Consider the following 20,870-nt stretch of genomic DNA (forward strand, 5'->3'; position numbering starts at 1 on the left):
TTCTTGTTCCAAATATCCTGGGGGCAAAGCCCCCTGCCTCTCGCCAGCGCTGATCAATCATGTCAATCTACCCCCAACAGAAAGGAACGCCATGACTTCGACCGACCAGCCACCCACCGAATTGCGCCGCCTATGGGACCTACCTCTAAGGCTTTTTCACTGGGCACTTGTTGTCTGTGTCATAACCGGATTTCTTCTGGGCAAGTTTGGCCCGAATGTGATGACGTTGCATTTCTATGCCGGGTATTGCGTGGCGGGGCTTTTGGTCTTCCGCATCTTCTGGGGCTTCGCTGGATCCCGTCCGGCCCGCTTTGGCCATTTCCTGTTCGGCCCAAAGAAAACGCTTGGCTATGTCGCGGACATGTTCAAACGGAACCCAAGTTATTGGCCCGGTCACAATCCGATTGGGGCGCTGTCAGTCTTTGCGCTTCTTGGCGTTCTTCTGGCACAGGTTGGAACCGGTCTGTTCATTGACGCCGACGACTTCATCAACACTGGCCCATTTGCCAGCTGGGTCAGCTATGAGACCGCGCGCGAGGCTGCAAGTCTGCATTACCGCCTGTCTTACGCGCTATTGGCTTTGGTCGTTCTCCATCTTGGTGCGATCTTGTTTTATCGCTTTTGGAAGCGTGAAAATCTTGTCAAACCGATGGTCACTGGCTGGAAAGAGGTGCGTAAAGACCACCCGGACGTGTGACAGGGCGCTTGACAACAAAGGCGCTTGGCCTCAGTCAAGCCCCATGATGACACCCCTTTTGCAAGTTGCTTTGGGCGGCGCGCTTGGCGCCTCGGCCCGCTATCTGACCGGCACAACGGTTACACGCCTTTTGGGCCACGGCTTTCCTGCCGGGACCATGGTGGTAAACATTGTGGGCTCGTTCTTGATGGGGGTCATTGTTGTGGCCTTGGCGAAGAAGGGCGGGCAGGCAGCGGCGCCGTTCCTGATGACCGGCCTTCTGGGTGGCTTCACAACTTTCTCAGCCTTTTCGCTTGATGCGATGACCCTGCTTGAGCGTGGCCAGCCCCTAGCGGCAATGGGCTATATCCTTGGATCCGTCGTGATCTCGATTGTGGCTTTGATGGCGGGTCTGTGGCTGACCCGGATGGTGCTGGTATGAGCGTTCAACACATTACTCTTGGCCCAGACGAAGCCGAACAGCGGCTGGATCGCTGGGTTAAACGCATGTTTCCCCACGTGGGACAGGGGCGGATCGAAAAAGGCTGCCGCAAGGGCGAATTCCGGGTGAATGGCGAGAAGGTCAAGACCTCGACCCGTGTGAGGCCGGGGGACGAGGTGCGCGTGCCGCCCCTTCCGACCACCAAGGATGAACGCCCTGCGACAAAACCTAATGCACGGGTGTCAGACGCGGATGCGAAGCTGATCCAGTCTTGCGTTATCTATCGGGACGACCACGTGATCGCCCTGAACAAGCCTGCGGGATTGCCTACGCAAGGCGGATCAAAACAGACCCGCCATGTGGATGGCTTGGCCGAAGCGCTGAAGTTTGACCGCGACGAGAAGCCTCGCCTTGTGCATCGTCTGGACAAAGACACCTCGGGCGTATTGCTTTTGGCACGTACTCAGGCTGCCGCGTCCGGGCTGACCGCTGCGATGCGCCACAAGGAAACCCGCAAGATCTATTGGGCTGTGGTCGCCGGTGTGCCGACACCCTATTTGGGCGAAATCCGCTATGGGCTGTTCAAGGCGCCAGGTGGCGGACGTGGTGCGGGTGAAAAGATGATCTGTGTGCATCCACGTGCGATGAACGAATACCCGGACGCCAAACGTGCGCATACGCTTTATGCCACGCTTTATCGTGTGGCCAGCCGTGCGGCGTGGGTCGCAATGGAACCGATCACCGGACGCACTCATCAATTGCGTGCGCACATGGCCGAGATTGGTCATCCCATCATTGGTGATGGCAAATATGGCGGTTCGTCTCAGGATAATATGGGTGATGGCTGGGGTGCGATGATTGGCGGAGAGATTTCGCGCAAACTGCACCTGCATGCGCGCTCGATGACCTTCGAGCATCCGGTGACGAAGAAGCCAATCACCGTTACCGCAGACCTGCCGCCCCATATGGCGGACACGTTCGAAACCCTTGGCTGGACGCCTGATCTGGCCGCTGATGACCCGTTCGAGGCTCTGTAAATGACCACCCTTAAGCTTGCTGTGTTCGATGTCGATGGAACGCTGATCGACAGTCAGGATTTCATCGTCGAAGCCATGTACCGCGCGTTCGGTGAAATGGGCGTGGCGCTTCCAAGTCGCGAACAGGTCCTGTCAATCGTCGGGCTTTCTTTGCACGATGCCATCGCACGGTTGGTGCCCGAAATGTCAGACCAAGACGTCGATCAGGCGGCCCAGCAATACAAAGATATGTTCATCAAACTGCGGGCCGAGAAGGGTGGCGAGGCGGCAGCGCCCTTGTATCCCGGCGCGCGTGACGCATTGGAGGCCCTGCATCCGCGGGACGAGGTTCTGTTAGGCGTCGCCACCGGCAAAGCGCGGCGTGGGTTGGACCATGCATATGACGCGCATGATTTGCGCAAGTTCTTCGTGACCCACCAAACGGCAGACGATCACCCCTCCAAGCCGCATCCTTCCATGCTGCAACGGGCGTTGACGGAAACCGGGACCGAGGCCGCGCAGGCCGTGATGATTGGCGATACCAGTTTTGATATGGATATGGGAAAAGCTGCCGGCTTTCGCACCATTGGGGTTACGTGGGGCTATCACCCGCGCGAACGTTTGATCGCCGCCGGTGCAGATATTCTGATTGATGCGTTTGCGGATCTGCCCGCTGCGCTGGACGAACTTTGGGGAACAGCATGAGCGGTTGGGCAGCAAAACGGTTCTGGAAAGAAACGACGGTTGGCGAAGCAGACGGGGGATTTCAGGTCCTTCTGGATGGGCGCGCTGTGAAGACGCCTGCAAAGTCGGCGCTGATCGTGCCAGCACGCGCGCTTGCCGATGCGATGGCTGCCGAGTGGGATGCGCAGGAAGATGCGATCAATCCAAATGCCATGCCCGTAACCCGCATGTGCAATTCGGCCATCGACAAGGTCAGCGTTCAGCACGCGGCCGTTGCCGACATGTTGGCGGCCTATGGCGACAGCGATCTGTTGTGTTACCGCGCCACCTCTCCGCAAGAGCTGGTCGCGCGGCAGGCCGAGAAATGGGATCCGATTCTCGACTGGGCGGTCGATTCTCTTGATGTGCGCCTGAAAGCGGTCTCGGGGGTGATGCACGAAGAACAGGATGCGCATTCTGTTCGGAAACTGACGCATTTGGTGCATGCGCTTTCACCGTTTCAACTGACGGCATTTCACGATCTGGTGTCCATGTCTGGATCGCTGATCTTGGCCTTTGCTGTGGCTCACGGACATTTAGATGCAGCTGCAGCATGGGAATTGTCCCGTCTTGACGAGCTTTGGCAGGAAGAATTGTGGGGCAAAGACGAAGAAGCTCAGGAAATGGTTGAAAAGAAGGTCGAAGAGTTTGCGCGCGCAGCATGGTTCTTTGCGGCGATTTCACGCGAAACTTAACGCAACCAGCGCCTGTCCTGGCCTAATTATCTTGCTTTCCCCTAGGTTAAGCATCGCAATTCGCGATGTGCCCCTTGACGAAATCTGATCAATCCTTTCAAAATCTGAGGCAGTTGAAGGGGGGGACACCCTTTTGCATTACTCACTGCGAACATCAGTTCGCATATAAAGCCCTCAAAAATGGGCAAAATCAGGAAGAGGTAAATATGAAGAAATCCGCTTTTCTTGGCGCACTCACTGTTGCCAGCATCGCCGCAAGCGCCGCTGTCGCTCAGGACGTGTCGACCCTTGATCAGGTCAAAGAGCGCGGCAAACTGAACTGTGGTGTAACCACTGGTTTGGTTGGCTTTGCAGCTCCGGATGCGAACGGTCAGTGGAAAGGTTTCGACGTTGGCGTATGCCGCGCAGTTGCTGCCGCCGTGCTGGGCGACGCAAACGCAGTTGAATTCGTTCCGACCACTGGTAAGACCCGTTTCACCGCGCTTGCGTCGGGTGAGATCGACATGCTGGCGCGTAACACCACTTGGACCTTCTCGCGCGATGTCGACCTGAAGTTCGAATTCGTCGGCATCAACTACTATGATGGTCAGGGCTTCATGGTTTCCAAGGATCTGGGCGCAAGCTCGGCCAAGGAACTGGACGGCGCGACTGTTTGTATCCAGACCGGCACCACCACCGAGCTGAACTTGGCCGACTTTTTCCGTGCCAACGACATGAGCTATGAGCCGGTTCCGATCGAAACCAATGCTGAAGCTCAGCAGCAGTATCTGGCTGGCGCTTGTGACGTGTACACCACCGACGCGTCGGGCTTGGCTGCTACGCGTGCGACCTTCGAAGATCCTTCGGCACACATCCTACTGCCCGAGATCATCTCGAAAGAGCCTCTGGGCCCGCTGGTCCGTCACGGCGACAACAACTGGGGCGACATTGTTCGCTGGACCCTGAACGCTCTGATCGCAGCTGAAGAGCTGGGTGTAACCTCGGCCAATATCGGCGAACTGGGCGCATCGGCTGGTGCAAACCCGGAAGTTAACCGTCTGCTGGGTACCGAAGGCACCCTGGGCGAGATGCTGGGCCTGGACGCAGAATGGGCCAAGCGCGCCATCATGGCGGGCGGCAACTATGGCGAACTGTTTGCTAAGAACATCGGTGAAGAAACCCCGATCGCTCTGGCACGTGGCCTGAACGCTCAATGGACCGAAGGCGGCCTGCTGTACGCTCCGCCCTTCCGTTAAGACACTCATGAAAAGGGCGTGGTTCATCCACGCCCTTTTTCTTTCCATCTGAACGCACCTTGGCACTGCGGCCCAAGCCGCCCGTAAAAATAAAACGCCAAGGGCAACGGGGATGTACCACATGACATCTATGACCGACCCTCATCAGGGCCAGTTCCGGCTTTCTATGTTGTTCAACGATACGCGCTATCGTTCGCTGACATACCAAGCCATTGCCGCCATTCTTCTGGCGTTGGCAATCTGGTATCTCGCAAACAACCTTGTGCAGAACTTGCGGACCGCCGGCCTGAATATTTCCTTCGACTTCCTGCGCGATTCTGCGGGCTATGACATCAATCAGCGCCTTATCGAATACGACAGCCAGTCGACCCATGCACGCGCCGCAATTGTAGGGATCCTGAACACACTTCTTGTGTCGTTCCTGGCCTGCATTACGGCGACAATCTTCGGCGTCATCGCCGGGGTTTTGCGCTTGTCCAACAACTGGTTGGTCTCCAAGCTCATGTCCGTTTATGTCGAGATCTTCCGCAATATTCCGGTGCTGATCTGGATCATCATCATCTTCACGATCATGACCGCCGTGATGCCTGCACCACGCGCATTCCGGGGCGACACGCCCGAAGCAACCATGCTGTTGGACATGTTCGCCTTCACCAACCGTGGTGTGTACATTCCGGGCCCGTATTTCACAGCGCCGCTCTTTGCGAGCGCCTTCCTGAACTGGGTTCTGGTGTTGGCCGTGCTTGCAGGCAGCCTGTTTGCCACCCGCCGTATGGCGCGTTGGGCGACTGGCGTGCAGGAACAAACCGGCGTACGTCCGACCACTTGGTACTTCACGCTGGCCATGTGGATTGTTCCTGTTGGTTTGCTGCTTATGGTTATGGGCCTGGCATGGGAGATCCCCGCGCTGAAAGGCTTTAACTTCAAAGGTGGTATCAAAATCGGTGGTGCCCTCATCGCTCTGTGGTTCGCGTTGTCGATTTACACCGGTGCATTCATCGCAGAAAACGTGCGTGCCGGTATTCAGGCGATCAGCAAAGGTCAGACCGAAGCGGCAGGTGCCCTTGGTTTGCGTCCGCGTCGTACGATGAACCTCGTCGTCCTGCCTCAGGCACTGCGTGTGATCATCCCGCCGTTGATTTCGCACTATCTGAACATCACCAAGAACTCGTCCCTTGCGATTGCTGTTGGCTATGCCGATGTGACCGCAACTTTGGGCGGCATCACGTTGAACCAGACCGGTCGCGCCATTGAGTGTGTGCTTCTGTTGATGGCCTTCTACCTGACGATTTCGTTGCTCATCTCGGTTGGGATGAACTTCTACAACAAATCCGTGAAGCTGGAGGAGCGTTGATATGACCGACCTTTCATTTGTACGCTCTGACATGCTGCCCGAGCGGGCTCCGCCTGCAAACGAGGTGGGCATGGTCAAATGGCTGCGCACCAACTTGTTCTCGACTTGGGCGAATTCGCTTCTGACTATTGCAGCTTTCTATGTGATCTATCTGGTGCTGGCCAACGTTCTGCCGTGGTTCTCCGGAGGCGTCTGGACGACGTCCAGCCTGTCTGAGTGCCGCGAGGTTCTGCAAGGCGAGGTGGGTGGCTGTTTCTCGGTCCTGACCGAGCGGTGGAACCAGCTGATCTATGGGTTCAAATACCCTGTCGATCTGTACTGGCGCCCGAACATTGCTTTGCTGTTGCTGGCATTCGCTGCAGCTCCGGTGCTATTCTTCGATCTGCCGCGTAAACTTCTGCTGTTCACGGCGATCTATCCCTTCGTGGCCTACTGGCTGATTTGGGGCGGTCCGATCGGTGTGCCTGTAACCGCGTTTGTGGGCATCCTAGGCGCCTATCTGGTGTTTGAACGCTTTAACGCCGCGAACTTTGCTGCGGCCGGTTTGGCTGCCGTAGCCGTGGCGTTTTCGCTGTGGTTCATCGGTGGGTATCTGGTCGATATGTTAGCCAGCGATGATCCGCTGCTGACCCCTGTGGCCTCGCGCGATTTGGGCGGCTTCATGCTGAACCTGATGCTGGGTGTGACCTGTGTGTCGCTGTCGATCCCGCTGGGCATTGCCCTGGCGCTGGGCCGCCAGTCCAACTTGCCGCTGATCAAAGGCGTCTGTGTGATCTTCATCGAATTCATTCGTGGGGTTCCGCTGATCACGCTTCTGTTTGTGGCATCGGTGATGTTGGCATATTTCTTCCCGCCAGATGCAACAGTTGACCTGTTCCTGCGCGTGGTGATCATGATCACCCTGTTTTCGTCGGCTTATATCGCCGAAGTGATCCGGGGCGGTCTGGCCGCGCTGCCGAAAGGACAATACGAAGCCGCAGACAGCCTTGGGTTGGACTACCCACAGGCCATGCGCTTTATCATCCTGCCGCAAGCGCTCAAGATCTCGATTCCGGGTATCGTGAACGTTGCTGTGGGTCTGTTTAAGGACACCACGCTGGTCTCGGTGATCTCGATGTTCGATCTGGTCGGCATGATCCGCGGCCCGATCCTGGCCTCGCAGGAATGGAATGGCGTTTACTGGGAGCTTCTGGGCTTTGCCGCGCTTCTGTTCTTCGTCGTCTGTTACGGCATTTCACAATATTCGCAGTGGCTGGAGCGCCGGCTTCGCACGGACCACCGTTAAAGGAGAGACGTCATGTCTTCTATTACTCTCGATCACCACGCTGATCGCAGCAAAATGGCCGTCTCGGACGAGGTGGCAATTGAAATCCGCAACATGAACAAGTGGTATGGCTCGTTCCACGTGCTGCGCGATATTGATCTGACCGTCTATCAGGGCGAACGGATTGTTATTGCGGGGCCGTCGGGCTCGGGTAAATCCACCTTGATCCGTTGTATCAACCGTCTGGAAGAACACCAGGAAGGTCAGATCATTGTTGATGGGACCGAGCTGACCTCGGACCTGAAAAACGTCGACAAGGTACGTTCGGAAGTGGGGATGGTGTTTCAGCACTTCAACCTCTTCCCGCACCTGACCATTTTGGAAAACTGCACGCTGGCGCCCATATGGGTGCGCAAAGAGCCCAAAAAAGAGGCCGAAGAGCGTGCGATGCATTTCCTTGAGAAGGTGAAGATCCCCGAACAGGCCCACAAGTATCCGGGCATGTTGTCGGGTGGTCAGCAGCAACGTGTGGCGATTGCCCGCTCGCTGTGCATGATGCCGCGCATCATGTTGTTCGACGAACCGACCTCGGCGCTTGACCCCGAGATGATCAAGGAAGTGCTGGAAACCATGGTGGAGCTTGCCGAGGAAGGCATGACCATGCTGTGCGTGACCCACGAAATGGGCTTCGCGAAAGAGGTCGCCAACCGCGTGATCTTCATGGATGCCGGACAGATTGTGGAACAGAACGAACCGGAAGAGTTCTTCAACAACCCGCAATCGGAACGCACCAAGCTGTTCCTCAGCCAGATCCTTTGATCTTTCTGACACGAACTTCAAAAGCCCCGCCATTTTGGTGGGGCTTTTTTGTTATGATGGTGCTAGAAGGCGGCCAACACGGTCACCTTAATCACGGAATGACATCATGACTGCCATAAAACGCATCGTTCTTTCAAGCGACCACGCCGCCATCGAGCTGCGCAAAACCATTGCAGATCACATCACTGCAAAAGGGTACGAGGCAGTTGATATCGGCCCGATGACACCCGAAAGCACCCATTACCCCAAACATGGCGAAGCTGCGGCCCGCAAAGTGGCCTCGGGCGATTGTGCGCTGGGCATCATTCTGTGCGGTACGGGGCAGGGCATCATGATGTCTGCCAACCGTGTTGACGGCGTGCGCTGCGGCGTCTGCTCGGAAGCGTTCTCGGCCCGCATGATCCGCGAGCACAACAACGCCAACATGCTGTCCATCGGCGCCCGCGTCGTCGGTCAGGATCTGGCGCTGCACATCGTCGATGCCTTTCTGGCCGCCGAGTTCGAAGGCGGACGCCACGCTACGCGCGTGGACATGATGGAAGCTATCGACGGCTAAACCGGGAAGCCGGCTTTGGTCTTTGGGGCCGTATAGCTGAGAAGATATACGGCCCCGCTATCAGAGAGGCGTTGCTAGAGCGTTTGTCCGACGTCGATGCGGTTCCCATCGTGATCCGCGAACACGAAGCTGCGCAGTCCGTAGTCCTGATCCTTCAGGGCCTTGATAATGCGAAAACCCTGTGCTTCGCATGCTTTGTGCGCTTGGGCAGCATCTGACACCAGCATATGGGCGACGTTGAATTTTGGCGCATTATGGTCGGGTTGCAGCGAAAGATGCAGCTCAGCTGCACCACCTTCCAAGATCATATACCCGACGGGATCGCCGTTCTGAAAAGTCTGCTTTAACCCGAAGATGCTGCGGTAGGCGGCGGACGCGATTGTTATGTCCGAGACAGGGATGATTGCGGCCACACGGCCAGGAACGAGTTGCGTGTATTGGGGATGAGCCATTGGAAGCCCTTTCGTACTGGCGACAGATTGTAAGAACGGTCGGTGCCGTTTCCTCTTACACTCTATCAATTCCAAGGGCGGTGCCTTGGGCGTAGATTAGGGTTAGAATTTCCGCGTCACAAGCAAATAGTCATCCGCCTTGTCAAATCAGCTCGCGTGGCACAACAAACTCGACCACGCGGCCCGTGCCCCAATCCACATCGCCCCAGTTCTCGGCGTCGAATTCGATCACGGCTGTCGCGGCCGAAGGATAGTGTTGGAATTTCTGATGGGGATGCGGTTCTGCAGCCAGTCGCCGCGCCAAAGTGGCTGAACCGGGGTTGTGCGCGATCATCATAACGGTCGCGGCAGAAGCCCCACGCAACGCCGCCAGCATATCTTCATGCGACGTCAGATACAGCCCAGCGTCATAGCTGGCGTCGGGAAGCCCCACGAGTTTATCCGCGATCAATGCCCAAGTTTCACGCGTACGCTCGGCATCCGAGCACAGAACCTCGCCTGGTGTATAGCCATGGTCCGCCAACCAGCGTCCAATGGCCTTTGCTGACGCGCGCCCTCGTTTGTTCAGTGGTCGCGCGTGGTCATCCAGTGTTGGATCTTTCCAACTGGACTTTGCGTGACGGGTAAGGATCAGGGTCAAGGTCATCTTGGGTTGAACGCTTTCATGTGAAATTCAGATTGAGCGGGCAATCTGCCATAGTTCCTACTGGCGGGGCAAGAGCGGCGAACCGCGCATCCGGTGGCCATGCATTGCGCACTGTCCAATCCGTTCAGATGTTCTTTGCAAACAGGTACATCATAGCCTTCTGCGCCAAGCGCCGATACCGGGCAGGCGGATAGGCAGGGGGCCGCGCAGCTGACGCAAGGCATGGTTCCGCTTGGGGACAGGGGAAGCTCGCCCGGAATTCGGACCGCGCCACGATAGCTGATCCATAATCCTGCCGTGTCGTGAACCAACATACCCACCGGGCTGTCCCAAGCCCGACCAGATGCCCGCGCCCAAGCTTGGAATGGTGGATAAGGCGGGCCATCAGAAGGAAATACCGCCGTCCCACCCCAAGCATGGGCTAACGCGCCGATGACCCGTTTCGACCACCGATCCATCGGATCCGGGGCGCCGTCTTGGTATTCTGGGCTGCCCGTGAAAGCCGCCCAGAATTCGGGCTCGTATGGGCCCAGCAAAACGACTGTATCCCCATCGTCATGCAGCGACCCAAGCACTTGAAGATGCTGGGATTCTGCTGATGGTTCACAGGTCATTTCTGCCTCATATTATGCGCGGATGAGCGATCCAGCCCCGTGGTCCGTGTAAAGCTCTAACAAACAGGCATTCGGAGCACGGCCATCCAGAATAACCACAGCGCGCACACCACCTTCGATGGCGTCCAATGCTGTTTCTGTCTTTGGAATCATCCCGCCTGCGATCACGCTTGACGCCGTCATCTCGCGGATTTGCGTGGGTGTCAGTTCGGTCAAAACCTCGCCATCCGCACCTTTCACGCCTTCGACGTCAGTCAACAGAAGCAGACGATCCGCCTTCAGCGCAGCGGCAATTGCTCCGGCCATTGTGTCGCCGTTGATGTTGAACGTTTCGCCATTGCGACCCGCGCCAAGTGGCGCAATGACCGGGATAGCCTCGGCTGCGGCCAGATCGTGCAGGACCGAGACATCCACGTCAGACGGCGTTCCCACAAAGCCCAGCTCTGGGTCGGTCTGGTCGCAGGTTACAAGCCCGGCATCCTTACCTGACAAGCCCACGGCCTTGCCGCCTTCGGCGTTGATCGCTTGTACAATACGCTTGTTCACACGGCCCGACAGGACCATCTCGACCACTTCCACTGTCGCCGCGTCCGTTACCCGCTTGCCGTTTACAAAGCTGCTTTCGATCTGAAGTTTGTCTAGCATCGCGTTGATCATCGGCCCACCGCCATGCACAACAACTGGTTTCACACCGACCTGTCGCATCAACACGATATCGCGTGCAAAGCTGGCCATTTCTTCGTCGTTACCCATGGCGTTGCCGCCAAATTTGATGACGACTGTCGCGCCGGTATAGCGCTGAAGATAGGGCAGGGCTTGGGACAGGGTCCTGGCGGTGGCGATCCAATCGCGGTTCATAATCTGGGTCTTCATTTGCTGGTCCTTCGTTCCGACCGTGTTACGCGCTTGCGTCCGGCCTGCCAAGGGGCATTGCAGCCACTGCCCCGCCTGCTACTGTGGCGCGAACAAGAGGTGTCCCATGAACGATGACCGCAAAACGCTGCTTCTGACCGGCGCAAGCCGAGGTATCGGCCATGCAACCGTCCGCAAGTTCAATCGCGAAGGATGGCGTGTGATTACCTGTTCCCGCCACCCGTTCCCCGAAGAATGTCCGTGGGGCGGCGGCGAAGACAACCACGTGCAGTTGGATCTGTCCGATCCCGCTGACACCATCAACGCGGTTGGCGTTATTCAGGAACGCCTGAATGGGCGGCTAGATGCGCTGGTGAATAACGCGGGGATCTCACCTAAAGGGCCGGATGGCGCACGATTGAATACGCTGAACACTGATTTGATGGATTGGGGCAAAGTGTTCCATGTGAACTTTTTCGCCTCTGTCGTTCTGGCCCGCGGTCTGCGCGAGGAATTGGCCGCGGCGAAGGGCGCTGTTGTAAATGTGACCTCGATTGCTGGCTCTCGTGTGCATCCGTTCGCGGGTGCCGCCTATGCAACCTCGAAGGCCGCGCTTGCGGCACTTACCCGCGAGATGGCACATGATTTCGGACCAATGGGCGTGCGTGTGAACGCGATTGCGCCGGGCGAAGTCGAGACTGCGATCCTGTCCCCCGGCACCGACAAGATCGTCGAGAAACTGCCCATGCAACGCCTTGGTCAGCCCGAGGAAGTCGCCTCGGCGATCTATTTCCTTTGTTCGGGCGAAAGCTCGTACATCTCGGGCGCGGAAATTGAGGTTAATGGAGCACAGCACGTGTGAGCGAGGCGCCAAGACCTCGCCCTGCGGGATGCATGCGCCGTCAGTCTAGCCCAGCGATGATCGCCCGCAAGGTCTCGATCCCGTCGCCTTTTTCAGACGAGGTCAACACCAGTTCAGGATAGGCTGCGGGGTGCTTCGACAGGGCTTTGCGGACCTGCTCCAACACCTTCTCGCGGTCCTTTTCTTTGACCTTATCGGCCTTGGTCATCACCACTTGGAAGGTCACGGCGGATTTGTCCAGAAGGGCCATGATCTCTTCATCGACCTTCTTCACGCCATGGCGCGAATCGACCAGAACGAAGGCGCGGCGTAGGTTTTGGCGGCCGGACAGGTAGTTCTTCAAAAGCCGCTGCCACTTCGCGACAATCTGCACCGGAGCATTCGCATAGCCATAGCCCGGCAAGTCGACCAAATATGGGCCGCCGGTGGTGGTGAAAAAGTTGATTTCTTGCGTGCGACCGGGAGTGTTCGATGCGCGGGCAAGTTTGACACGACCTGTCAGCGCATTGATCAGGCTTGATTTCCCAACGTTCGAACGCCCAGCGAAGCATACTTCGATCCGATCGGGCGCAGGCAGCCCGTCCATCGCGACGACGCCTTTCAGAAAGTCGGTTGCCCCTGCAAACAACAAGCGGCCTTTTTCCTTGGATGCTTGATCCGGCTCTTCGGCCATGGGGAATGGAAGCATAGTCATCCGATCACCTCGACTGGTTCCTCGCGTACGATCACACCGGGCTTCGTCACCACGGCATAGATGCCACAATCCCGATGTCCCCAATGTGTGTTAAGCACGCCCAGCGTATCTGCGTCACGCTCACCTGTGCGCGTGCTGGCGGTCGTTGCCAAGCAGCGCGTGATGTGTTCGCGGACCTCAAATTCCGCCTCGCCGACGCGCAGGCGCTTGCCAATCCAGTTGCGCTCTTCCCATGGTGCAAACCCGTCCAGCAGAACGTTCCCCCGCCAGCGCAGAGGCGAGATTTCGCGGCCCAGTTTTTCTTCCACCGCACGATGAGAGGCGAGATTGATGAAGGAAATGCTTTCGAACTCTGTATCGGTCATCCCGCGCCCGACAGTCACCAGCTGTGCTGGCCGTGCGCGGTTTTCAGGCGACAAGGGCATGACCCAATCCAGAAATCTTTCGTGGTCTTCGGGACGGTCCGGGTTGATTATGATACCGGGCTGCGAAGGGTGTGTCAACGTGACCGTGTTCGTCTGCTCGTCGGAAACAGCCGAAATCGCCATCAGACTTGGCGCCTTGGCCCCACGCGAAAAATTCGTGCAGGGCACCCAGCTTTTCCCATCATCCAGTTTGGCCGCATCATGGGCGACCGCCCATTTGCGATCGAGGGGCAGGCAATGCCCCTGGGTCACAGATACGCGTAGCAGCTCTTCGCGCCCATGCGACTTGATCGGGTGTCGCCAAATGCCAGCGACAACCCCAGTCATTTCGCGTCTTTCGGGCGTTTCTTAAAGCTTTTCAACACATTGCCCAGCACATCAGGCTTGTGCCCATGGCTGCGCATGATGGTGTATTGCTGAATGAACGTGATGGTGTTGTTGGCGATCCAGTAGACCACCAGGCCCGAGGCAAAACCGCCCAGCATGAACATGAAAACCCATGGCATCCAGGCGAAGATCATCGCTTGCGTTGCGTCGGTGGGTGCCGGGTTCAGCTTCTGTTGCAGCCACATCGAGATACCCAGCAGGATCGGCAACACACCAAGCGAGATAATCGCCAAGAAGCTCTCGGGAGAGGGCGTCGCGTAGGGCAGCAGGCCGAACAGGTTCAGGATCGAGCTGGGATCGGGTGCGGAAAGGTCTTGGATCCAACCGATCCACGGTGCGTGGCGCAGTTCCAGCGTGACGAAAATCACCTTGTAGAGCGAGAAGAAGATTGGGATTTGCAGAAGGATTGGCAGGCAACCCGAGGCCGGGTTCACCTTTTCCTTCTTGTAAAGCTCCATCATTTCCTGCTGGACCTTCTGGCGGTCGTCGCCAGCGCGTTCCTTGATCTTCTCCATTTCTGGTTGAAGCTCTTTCATCTTCGCCATCGAGACATAGGATTTATACGCCAGCGGGAACAGGATCGCTTTGATAACAAGGGTAAGACCAATGATCGCCCAGCCCATATTGCCGATCAGCGCGTTCAGCCAGTGCAGAACAGCGAAGATCGGCTTGGTTAGGAAGAAAAACCAGCCCCAGTCGATCGAGTCGATGAACTTGTCGATACCTTTGTCTTTTTCATAGGCGCGGATGGTTTCCCATTCCTTTGCGCCTGCAAAGAAATACGTTGTCGCGCTTGCGGTTGCATCGGGTGCAACATCTTGCGCGCGCAGGCGGAACTGGGCCTGATAGATATCAGCCTTATCGGCATAGCGCACGACCGAGGTGAAGGGCTGACCGGGTTCCGGAATCAGCGTTGTCATCCAGTAATGATCGGTGAAGCCCAGCCAGCCATTTTCGGCCACCTGCTGGACATCGGCCAACGAGGCTTCGCGCTCGTCATAGGCCAAATCAGCGATGTCAGAGTAATCGCTTTCTTCCAGCTCGCCATCGATTTCGCGGATCAGGCCTTCATGAAGGATGAAAAAGCCTTTCTGGTCTTGCGGTTCGCCGTGGCGGGCAATCACGCCGTAAGGTGCCATACGCTGGGTGGCAGCGCTGGTATTCTCGATTGCTTGATCGATCTGGAACATGAAATCTTCATCGACCGAGATCGTACGGCGGAAAATCAAACCTGCGGGGCTGTCCCAACGCAGCGTGACCGGCGTAGCTGGGGTCAGGGTCGCGCCGTTTTCCAGCGACCAGACTGTGGTCGGCCCTGGGACGTCTTCGACTGCCGTGGTGCCGCCGGGGGTCCAGCCATAAAGGGCATAATAGGCCTCCTGTTCGCCAGCTGGGCGCAGAAGCGTAACGATGTCGCTGTCTTCCGACAATTCAACACGGTATTGTTTCAGTTTCAAATCATCGATGCGGCCACCGAGAAGAGAAATCGAGCCAGACAGCTCGGACGTATCGATATCTACGCGGCCCGCTTCTGCTTGCTGTGTCGCAATGTCTGCCGGTGCGGCGTCGGTCACGGCGGAAGAGGCGGTGGGCGTGGCGGTCGTTGCCGATTGCGATGTTTCCGTTGCCGGATCTGTCGGCACCGGAGGTTCGACCGGCGGGAACATGATCAACCACCCGGTGATGACAATAAAGCTGAGAACCGTTGCCAGGATTAGGTTCTTATTCTGGTCGTCCATCGTGCCTACCACTCATAGATTTCGGTCAGAGTGGTTCAACAGGGCAGGGGCCGAAAGGTCAAGCAGTTTATCCCATTGCGCCATGAAATGCGGGCCTTTCACCGCCTTAGGCGTGCTTTGGAACCGGCTGGATACGTGAAGATGCAGATTTATGATTGCGGATCCAAAGGCAGGTTGCATCCATCGGCATGGGCTTGGCCACCGCATAACCTTGCACGTCAGTGCACCCAAGTTCGCCCAGTTTGGTGTATTCCCCATGCGTTTCCACACCCTCCGCGAGCGCGCCGATCTCAAGCTGATTGGCCATGGTAAGGATGGCGGAAACCATGTTTTGCTGATTTGGGTCCGTATCGACATGGGTGATGAACGAGCGGTCAATCTTGATTCGATTCAACGTGAACCGCCGAATGTGAGCGATGGATGCGTGGCCGGTCCCGAAATCATCCAAATCGATACCGCAGCCCATGCGGGCCAATGCATTGATATTGCGGGCGATCACATCGTCTTCACTTTGGGCGATAACGCTTTCCAAGATTTCCAGCGTCAAACGCTCTGGTGAAACATCGAAGCGATCCAGGTCCCACCGGATTTTCTCAAACAGTTTGGGGTTCGACAGCTCGGCAGACGACAGATTGACGGACACTTTTGGGACGTCTAGCCCCTGCTGGTCCCAATCGTTTATGCTGCTCAGGCATTCGAACAACATTACCTCGCTAAGGCGTTCCAGCAATCCGGCCTGTGTCAGCGCAGGCAGGAATGCCCCTGGCGCGATCCAACCTAGTTTCGGGTGATTCCAGCGGACCAAGGCCTCCATCCCGGTAAGTCGACCGGTGCGCAGACAGACCTGAGGCTGAAACCACGGCACCATTTGTCCTGCATCCAATGCTTCAGAGAGTTCAGCTTCTGAATGTTCGGATGCGGCGGCCCGTGGTGCCATGCCGTTAGAAAAGGCGCGGATTGATCCGGGGCCCGCCGCTTGCGCGGTTTGCAGGGCGCTTTCGGCGGCTTGCAAAAGTGAATTCCCTGATGCTTCTGGAGCGCGCTGTGGCAGGGCGAAGCCTACGCTTGCGGTAAGATGAAGCCGGGTCTCATTCAGCTCGATTGGGGTCATGATGGCAGATTGCAGGCGCGTCGCGATTTGTAACACGACTTCCAGATCAGCGCGGGTGGCGCGGTCGATGGCGATGCCGAAACGGCCGCGGCCCAGAGAGCAGATCAAATCGGTGACACGTAACATCGTGCGAAGGGTTTCACCCAGATCTGCCTCGACCCGCTCTTGTGCATCTACGCCATAGTGGTCCGCCAGTTTTGGAAATGCATCCACTTCAATCACAAGGCAGGTTTTTTCTTTGATTTCAGGATCATGAAAGCCCGCATCCAGCATTTTGGTCAGGCGTCCACGCATCGGCAATCCTGTCACGCCATCCGTTGGCCAGCGATCTTTCTGAGACGTACGGGTCAAAGCGCCACACAGAACAAAGAGCCCAGGAAAAATAACGGCCGAATACAGAAGACCCGTTTCACCGCCCCACCAATACGCCAGCAGCATGGCGGCGGGCAGTAACGCCGTGAGTTGGGGGCTGGTCAGAGCATTCCGAACAGCGAATTTAAAAGTTTTTTGACCAAAACTGGCAGCCATGACGGGTTCCTAGACTTACGCTCCAAACACGCCCCGGAATCCCGGGGTGCTTTGGACAAATTAGGAACATGTGGTCAACCAGGTCTTAACGGGCCTGGTGAAAACTACTTTAAATTGACTTTATTTTCAGTCGGTCTTCGATGAATCTCGAACCAGCCCCGCAAAATCAAAGAGTTGCGGGTCCAGCAGGTGACTGGGCCGGGTATTCATAAGCGCCTTGAACATGATCTGGCGGCGCCCCGGGAAGTTGGATTCCCAACCGTCGATGATCTTTTTCACCTGCTGACGCTGCAATCCATCCTGCGATCCGCAAAGGTCACAGGGAATAATCGGATAGTTCATCTGCGTAGCGAATCTCTCGCAATCCTCCTCGGCGACATGTGCCAGAGGGCGATAGACAAAGAGGTCGCCTTCTTCGTTTACCAGCTTGGGGGGCATCGTGGCCAACCGCCCGCCGTGGAAAAGGTTCATGAAGAAAGTTTCCAATATGTCGTCACGGTGGTGGCCCAAGACCACAGCCGAACAGCCTTCTTCGCGTGCGATGCGGTAAAGGTTTCCGCGGCGCAGGCGAGAGCAGAGTGAGCAGAACGTGCGACCCTGCGGAATTTTGTCCATGACGATCGAATAGGTGTCTTCGTATTCGATCCGGTGCGGCACCTGCATTTCCTCCAGAAACTTCGGCAATACCGTGGCCGGAAAGCCCGGCTGCCCCTGATCCAGATTACAGGCCAAGATCTCGACCGGCAGGACACCCCGCCATTGCAGCTCGTAAAGTGCGGCAAGCATCGTATAGCTGTCTTTGCCGCCCGACAGGCAGACCAACCATTTGGCGCCGCGTTCGACCATTCCATATTGATCCAAGGCTTCGCGCACATTGCGCATGATGCGCTTGCGCAGCTTCTTGAACTCGGTGGTCGAGGGTGCGCCGTGAAACAGCGGATGGATATCGTCGAGCTGATCTTTCATGGGCGCGACATAGGCGAAAATGCCCTGCCCGGCAAGGGTCGGCCTGCGGGTTGCCCCGCAGCTTACAGCAGGTGCTGGCGCTGCGAGGGAAGGGTGGAGCTGCGTGTTGCCAGACCAAGGTCACGTTGGATTGCTGTGGGCAGATCCATAGTGCGATGGGCGGGTCTGCGTTTGGCAAACAGGCTTGCACGTTGAACACGCGATTGGCTGAACCAGGTGATCAGTGAAAGCAGTTGCGTTGCGCCACGACGCGCACGGGCGCGGCGTGGCGGAAGGGTCAATGAGTAGGTCATAATCGGTCTTTCCTTAGGTGTAATAGCGTTGTCGGACCTCAAGTGAACTTTAGGTCAAGCGCTTTCTGACCCGCCCCGAATATGGGGCGGGTCGTTTGCGCGGATTACAGACGCGGATCGCGGAAGCTTGGCGGAGGGTGGCCGGGCGGAAGCCCGACGTCACGACGCAGGTGGTCGGACACGTGGTCCAGCGGATAGTGCCGCGCACGCCGTGTCACCAGGCGCATCGCAAGCGCCCGCAGCACACGCATCGCGCCATGTACTGCGATCAGTTCGTCCAGCAGATCGTTCAGCCGTACGGGTTCAGAATGAAAATTCGAGTCCATCATGGGTTGGATACCGGCACGGGACCGGTCCTCTTAAAGTTTGGGTTTGTCTGAATGAAAGCTGAGATGCCTTAAGACAACGGACGCAAAGCGGCCGTGGTCAGGTTTCATATGTCAGCTAGAGGAAGGCCCGGTGTGTGGGCAGAACGGAGCCGTCAGGCGTGCGACGCAGAGGTCACGAGGTCTGAAAGGTCCATTGAGCCGCAACATAGCATGGGCGGAGAGCGCTGATATTCGTCATGTAACGCCTCCTTCTGCTTGAGCGTTGCGGATGGCGCCTGTTTAGCGCAATCAGAGCAAATCTCAAGTTTCGTGTGGAAGTTGCAGCTCCCTGTGGCCACTTGGACACGATTGTATCATTCGTGAGTGCTACAATCATGTTTTGACCCGGGCACCGGATCATATCCGCATGACCCCCACGGATTGCACCGCGCAATGCGCTTCGCGGCAAGCCAGCCCCCCTTAAAGGCACCGTGCTTTTGCAGTGCTTCCAGCGCATAGGCACTGCAGGTGGGTTGATAGCGGCAGTTCCACCCGACCCAGGGGCTGAAGATCAGGCGGTAGGCGCGGATCGGTAGGGACAGGATGAAGGCAGCGGGGCTCATGATTTCTTTCGTGGGGCGTGGATCTGGTCTATGGCGCGGGCAAGGTCCGCTTTCAAATCCATATAGTCACGCAGCACGGTCTTTTCAGCGCGACCGATGAGCACATAATCCCAGCCGGGCTTGCCCAAGCCGGGCAGAACCTCGCGCGCGATGGCGCGCAGGCGGCGTTTGGCGCGGTTGCGCACGACCGCATTGCCGACCTTTTTCGAGCAGGTGAAGCCGATGCGCGTTTGATCCGGCGTTGCCTTTTCACCGTCACGCCGTTTGCGGGCCTGCAGCAAAAAGGCAGGCGCGGGCGCGCGGCGGGCGCGGGCGGCGGCCAGAAAGTCGCGCCGCTCGGTCAGGGTGATCAGTTTGGGAACGTCCACGCAAACGGAAACCGCCGCAGACCCATCGGCCTCGGCGGTTTTCGTTTTGTCAGCCTTGGGCGCAGACATGCCTGCGACCCGAGCGCTTATGCGCTCAGCGACTTCCGGCCACGTACGCGGCGGGCATTCAGGATCTTGCGACCGGCTTTAGTAGCCATGCGCGAGCGAAAGCCGTGGCGGCGTTTGCGAACCAGGTTCGAAGGTTGGTAAGTGCGTTTCATCGCCCGTCTCCGTTAGTGCCCCCAATCCCGGTGGATTCGGAGCGTGTGTCATTCGAAGCCCGGTCTATAGGGGGCATTCAGGGGCAAGTCAAATGCCTGATGAAATATTTTCGCGTATTTTGTTACATCCATACGCGATTTCTTCACCCCTGTTCAAGCAAGCGTGAGGTGGGTGGGCAAGGCGGGTGTTTGCGCTCATGTTGCTGTCAACCACCGCGGCCTGTTTGCGAACACGCTGCATTAACCGGAAAGACCCATGATGATGACCGACCCCGACACGCAAATGTCGAAGGCCCCACAGAACGCGCTGCTGCGCCGTTTGCCCCTGATTGCAATTCTCAGCGTTGCGGTGATTGGCGCGTTTACCCTGCGTGATTACCTTAGCTTCGAGACCCTTGCACAGAATCGCGAGGCACTATTGACCTTCCGGGATGCCAATTACCTGCTGACCGTTGGGGCGTTCATCGCTGCATATGTCGTAATCGTCGGCTTTTCGCTGCCCGGCGCGACCATTGCAACCCTGACCGGAGGCTTTTTGTTCGCAACCTTCCCCGGCGTGCTGTTCAACGTCACGGCGGCGACACTCGGCGCCACGATCATCTTTCTGGCCGCCCGCTGGGGGCTGGGCGAGAAACTGGCCGCCAAGATGGAAGGCAGTGAAGGCGCTGTGAAGAACATCAAAGATGGGATCGATGAAAACCAGTGGTCGGTCCTGTTCCTGATCCGTTTGGTCCCAGCTGTGCCCTTCTTTGTCGCGAACCTGATCCCCGCCCTTGTCGGTGTGCCATTGCACCGGTTTGTCATCTCGACCTTCCTTGGCATCATCCCTGGCGGGCTGGTCTATACTTCAGTGGGGGCAGGTCTGGGCGAGGTCTTCGCCCGCGGCGAAACCCCGGATCTTGGCATCATTTTCGAGCCTCACATCCTGCTGCCCATGCTGGGGCTGGCCGCGCTGGCTGCCCTTCCAATGGTGCTGAAACTTTTCAAGAAGGACGCCTGAC

General features: G+C 57.5%; 26 protein-coding genes. 12 read left to right on the forward strand and 14 right to left on the reverse strand.

Annotated features, from left to right (window positions below; translation table 11 throughout):
- Positions 1-91: 91 nt before the first annotated feature.
- From FIL88_RS01465 to rpiB, 10 genes are all read left to right on the forward strand, one after another.
- Positions 92-697: a cytochrome b/b6 domain-containing protein gene (locus FIL88_RS01465; protein WP_142852046.1), complete on the forward strand. Its 606-nt coding sequence runs from the start codon at positions 92-94 to the stop codon at positions 695-697.
- A 43-nt stretch (positions 698-740) separates the two neighbouring features.
- The gene (gene crcB, locus FIL88_RS01470; protein ID WP_142852047.1) at positions 741-1,118 is read left to right on the forward strand and encodes a fluoride efflux transporter CrcB; all 378 of its coding nucleotides are present in this window, start codon (positions 741-743) and stop codon (positions 1,116-1,118) included.
- Positions 1,115-2,155 (forward strand): RluA family pseudouridine synthase, encoded by a 1,041-nt coding sequence (locus tag FIL88_RS01475; protein ID WP_142852048.1) that lies wholly within the window; start codon positions 1,115-1,117, stop codon positions 2,153-2,155. The genes crcB and FIL88_RS01475 overlap by 4 nt, the downstream gene beginning before the upstream one ends.
- Positions 2,156-2,839, forward strand: coding sequence for an HAD-IA family hydrolase (locus FIL88_RS01480; RefSeq protein ID WP_142852049.1), 684 nt, complete (start codon positions 2,156-2,158; stop codon positions 2,837-2,839).
- Positions 2,836-3,552: an ATP12 family chaperone protein gene (locus FIL88_RS01485; protein ID WP_142852050.1), complete on the forward strand. Its 717-nt coding sequence runs from the start codon at positions 2,836-2,838 to the stop codon at positions 3,550-3,552. Before FIL88_RS01480 ends, FIL88_RS01485 begins: the two co-directional genes overlap by 4 nt.
- A 206-nt stretch (positions 3,553-3,758) precedes the next feature.
- A complete protein-coding gene (locus tag FIL88_RS01490; RefSeq protein ID WP_142852051.1) occupies positions 3,759-4,787 on the forward strand; it encodes an amino acid ABC transporter substrate-binding protein in 1,029 nt (342 codons plus the stop codon).
- A gap of 121 nt (positions 4,788-4,908) precedes the next feature.
- Positions 4,909-6,141, forward strand: a complete 1,233-nt coding sequence (locus FIL88_RS01495) for an amino acid ABC transporter permease (RefSeq protein WP_142852052.1) — start codon at positions 4,909-4,911, stop codon at positions 6,139-6,141.
- Between the two features lies 1 nt (position 6,142).
- Complete coding sequence (locus FIL88_RS01500) at positions 6,143-7,426, forward strand: amino acid ABC transporter permease (protein ID WP_142852053.1); 1,284 nt, start codon at positions 6,143-6,145, stop codon at positions 7,424-7,426.
- 12 nt (positions 7,427-7,438) lie between these two features.
- On the forward strand, positions 7,439-8,224 hold the full coding sequence (locus FIL88_RS01505; RefSeq protein ID WP_142852054.1) for an amino acid ABC transporter ATP-binding protein: 786 nt from the start codon (positions 7,439-7,441) through the stop codon (positions 8,222-8,224).
- A gap of 106 nt (positions 8,225-8,330) precedes the next feature.
- On the forward strand, positions 8,331-8,780 hold the full coding sequence (gene rpiB, locus FIL88_RS01510) for a ribose 5-phosphate isomerase B (protein ID WP_142852055.1): 450 nt from the start codon (positions 8,331-8,333) through the stop codon (positions 8,778-8,780).
- Positions 8,781-8,854: 74 nt separating this feature from the next.
- Here the strand turns inward: rpiB and FIL88_RS01515 are convergent, their stop codons facing one another.
- The 4 genes from FIL88_RS01515 to argB all read right to left on the reverse strand — a co-directional run bounded on the left by FIL88_RS01515 (position 8,855) and on the right by argB (position 11,365).
- On the reverse strand, positions 8,855-9,232 hold the full coding sequence (locus tag FIL88_RS01515) for a VOC family protein (RefSeq protein ID WP_142852056.1): 378 nt from the start codon (positions 9,230-9,232) through the stop codon (positions 8,855-8,857).
- A gap of 142 nt (positions 9,233-9,374) precedes the next feature.
- On the reverse strand, positions 9,375-9,878 hold the full coding sequence (locus FIL88_RS01520) for a SixA phosphatase family protein (protein ID WP_142852057.1): 504 nt from the start codon (positions 9,876-9,878) through the stop codon (positions 9,375-9,377).
- Complete coding sequence (locus FIL88_RS01525) at positions 9,875-10,492, reverse strand: ferredoxin (RefSeq protein WP_142852058.1); 618 nt, start codon at positions 10,490-10,492, stop codon at positions 9,875-9,877. The genes FIL88_RS01520 and FIL88_RS01525 overlap by 4 nt, the downstream gene beginning before the upstream one ends.
- Before the next feature lie 12 nt (positions 10,493-10,504).
- The gene (gene argB, locus FIL88_RS01530; RefSeq protein ID WP_142852059.1) at positions 10,505-11,365 is read right to left on the reverse strand and encodes an acetylglutamate kinase; all 861 of its coding nucleotides are present in this window, start codon (positions 11,363-11,365) and stop codon (positions 10,505-10,507) included.
- A 106-nt stretch (positions 11,366-11,471) separates the two neighbouring features.
- On the opposite strand from argB, the gene FIL88_RS01535 reads away from it, so the two are divergent.
- Complete coding sequence (locus FIL88_RS01535; RefSeq protein WP_142852060.1) at positions 11,472-12,206, forward strand: SDR family NAD(P)-dependent oxidoreductase; 735 nt, start codon at positions 11,472-11,474, stop codon at positions 12,204-12,206.
- A gap of 40 nt (positions 12,207-12,246) precedes the next feature.
- Here FIL88_RS01535 and yihA read toward each other — a convergent pair whose 3' ends face one another.
- The 10 genes from yihA to rpmH form a co-directional block, all read right to left on the reverse strand.
- Positions 12,247-12,900 (reverse strand): ribosome biogenesis GTP-binding protein YihA/YsxC, encoded by a 654-nt coding sequence (gene yihA / locus FIL88_RS01540; protein WP_142852061.1) that lies wholly within the window; start codon positions 12,898-12,900, stop codon positions 12,247-12,249.
- Positions 12,897-13,652: an MOSC domain-containing protein gene (locus tag FIL88_RS01545; protein ID WP_142852062.1), complete on the reverse strand. Its 756-nt coding sequence runs from the start codon at positions 13,650-13,652 to the stop codon at positions 12,897-12,899. Before FIL88_RS01545 ends, yihA begins: the two co-directional genes overlap by 4 nt.
- Positions 13,649-15,451 carry a membrane protein insertase YidC gene (gene yidC / locus FIL88_RS01550; protein ID WP_142852063.1) on the reverse strand — a complete coding sequence of 601 codons (1,803 nt, stop codon included), beginning with the start codon at positions 15,449-15,451 and terminating at the stop codon, positions 13,649-13,651. Before yidC ends, FIL88_RS01545 begins: the two co-directional genes overlap by 4 nt.
- Before the next feature lie 106 nt (positions 15,452-15,557).
- Complete coding sequence (locus tag FIL88_RS01555) at positions 15,558-17,090, reverse strand: putative bifunctional diguanylate cyclase/phosphodiesterase (protein WP_142852064.1); 1,533 nt, start codon at positions 17,088-17,090, stop codon at positions 15,558-15,560.
- Positions 17,091-17,216: 126 nt separating this feature from the next.
- The gene (gene ttcA / locus FIL88_RS01560) at positions 17,217-18,056 is read right to left on the reverse strand and encodes a tRNA 2-thiocytidine(32) synthetase TtcA (protein ID WP_142852065.1); all 840 of its coding nucleotides are present in this window, start codon (positions 18,054-18,056) and stop codon (positions 17,217-17,219) included.
- Between the two features lie 62 nt (positions 18,057-18,118).
- Positions 18,119-18,349 (reverse strand): hypothetical protein, encoded by a 231-nt coding sequence (locus tag FIL88_RS01565; RefSeq protein WP_142852066.1) that lies wholly within the window; start codon positions 18,347-18,349, stop codon positions 18,119-18,121.
- A gap of 104 nt (positions 18,350-18,453) precedes the next feature.
- Complete coding sequence (locus FIL88_RS01570) at positions 18,454-18,678, reverse strand: hypothetical protein (protein ID WP_142852067.1); 225 nt, start codon at positions 18,676-18,678, stop codon at positions 18,454-18,456.
- Between the two features lie 353 nt (positions 18,679-19,031).
- Positions 19,032-19,280: a membrane protein insertion efficiency factor YidD gene (yidD, locus tag FIL88_RS01575; protein WP_142852068.1), complete on the reverse strand. Its 249-nt coding sequence runs from the start codon at positions 19,278-19,280 to the stop codon at positions 19,032-19,034.
- Positions 19,277-19,717, reverse strand: coding sequence for a ribonuclease P protein component (gene rnpA, locus FIL88_RS01580; protein WP_142852069.1), 441 nt, complete (start codon positions 19,715-19,717; stop codon positions 19,277-19,279). The genes yidD and rnpA overlap by 4 nt, the downstream gene beginning before the upstream one ends.
- 17 nt (positions 19,718-19,734) lie before the next feature.
- Positions 19,735-19,869, reverse strand: coding sequence for a 50S ribosomal protein L34 (gene rpmH, locus FIL88_RS01585; RefSeq protein ID WP_133484898.1), 135 nt, complete (start codon positions 19,867-19,869; stop codon positions 19,735-19,737).
- Positions 19,870-20,131: 262 nt separating this feature from the next.
- On the opposite strand from rpmH, the gene FIL88_RS01590 reads away from it, so the two are divergent.
- Positions 20,132-20,869 carry a TVP38/TMEM64 family protein gene (locus FIL88_RS01590; protein WP_407642348.1) on the forward strand — a complete coding sequence of 246 codons (738 nt, stop codon included), beginning with the start codon at positions 20,132-20,134 and terminating at the stop codon, positions 20,867-20,869.
- Position 20,870: the final 1 nt, after the last annotated feature.

Origin of the sequence: Aliiroseovarius halocynthiae (assembly GCF_007004645.1) — a bacterium.
Classification (GTDB): domain Bacteria; phylum Pseudomonadota; class Alphaproteobacteria; order Rhodobacterales; family Rhodobacteraceae; genus Aliiroseovarius; species Aliiroseovarius halocynthiae.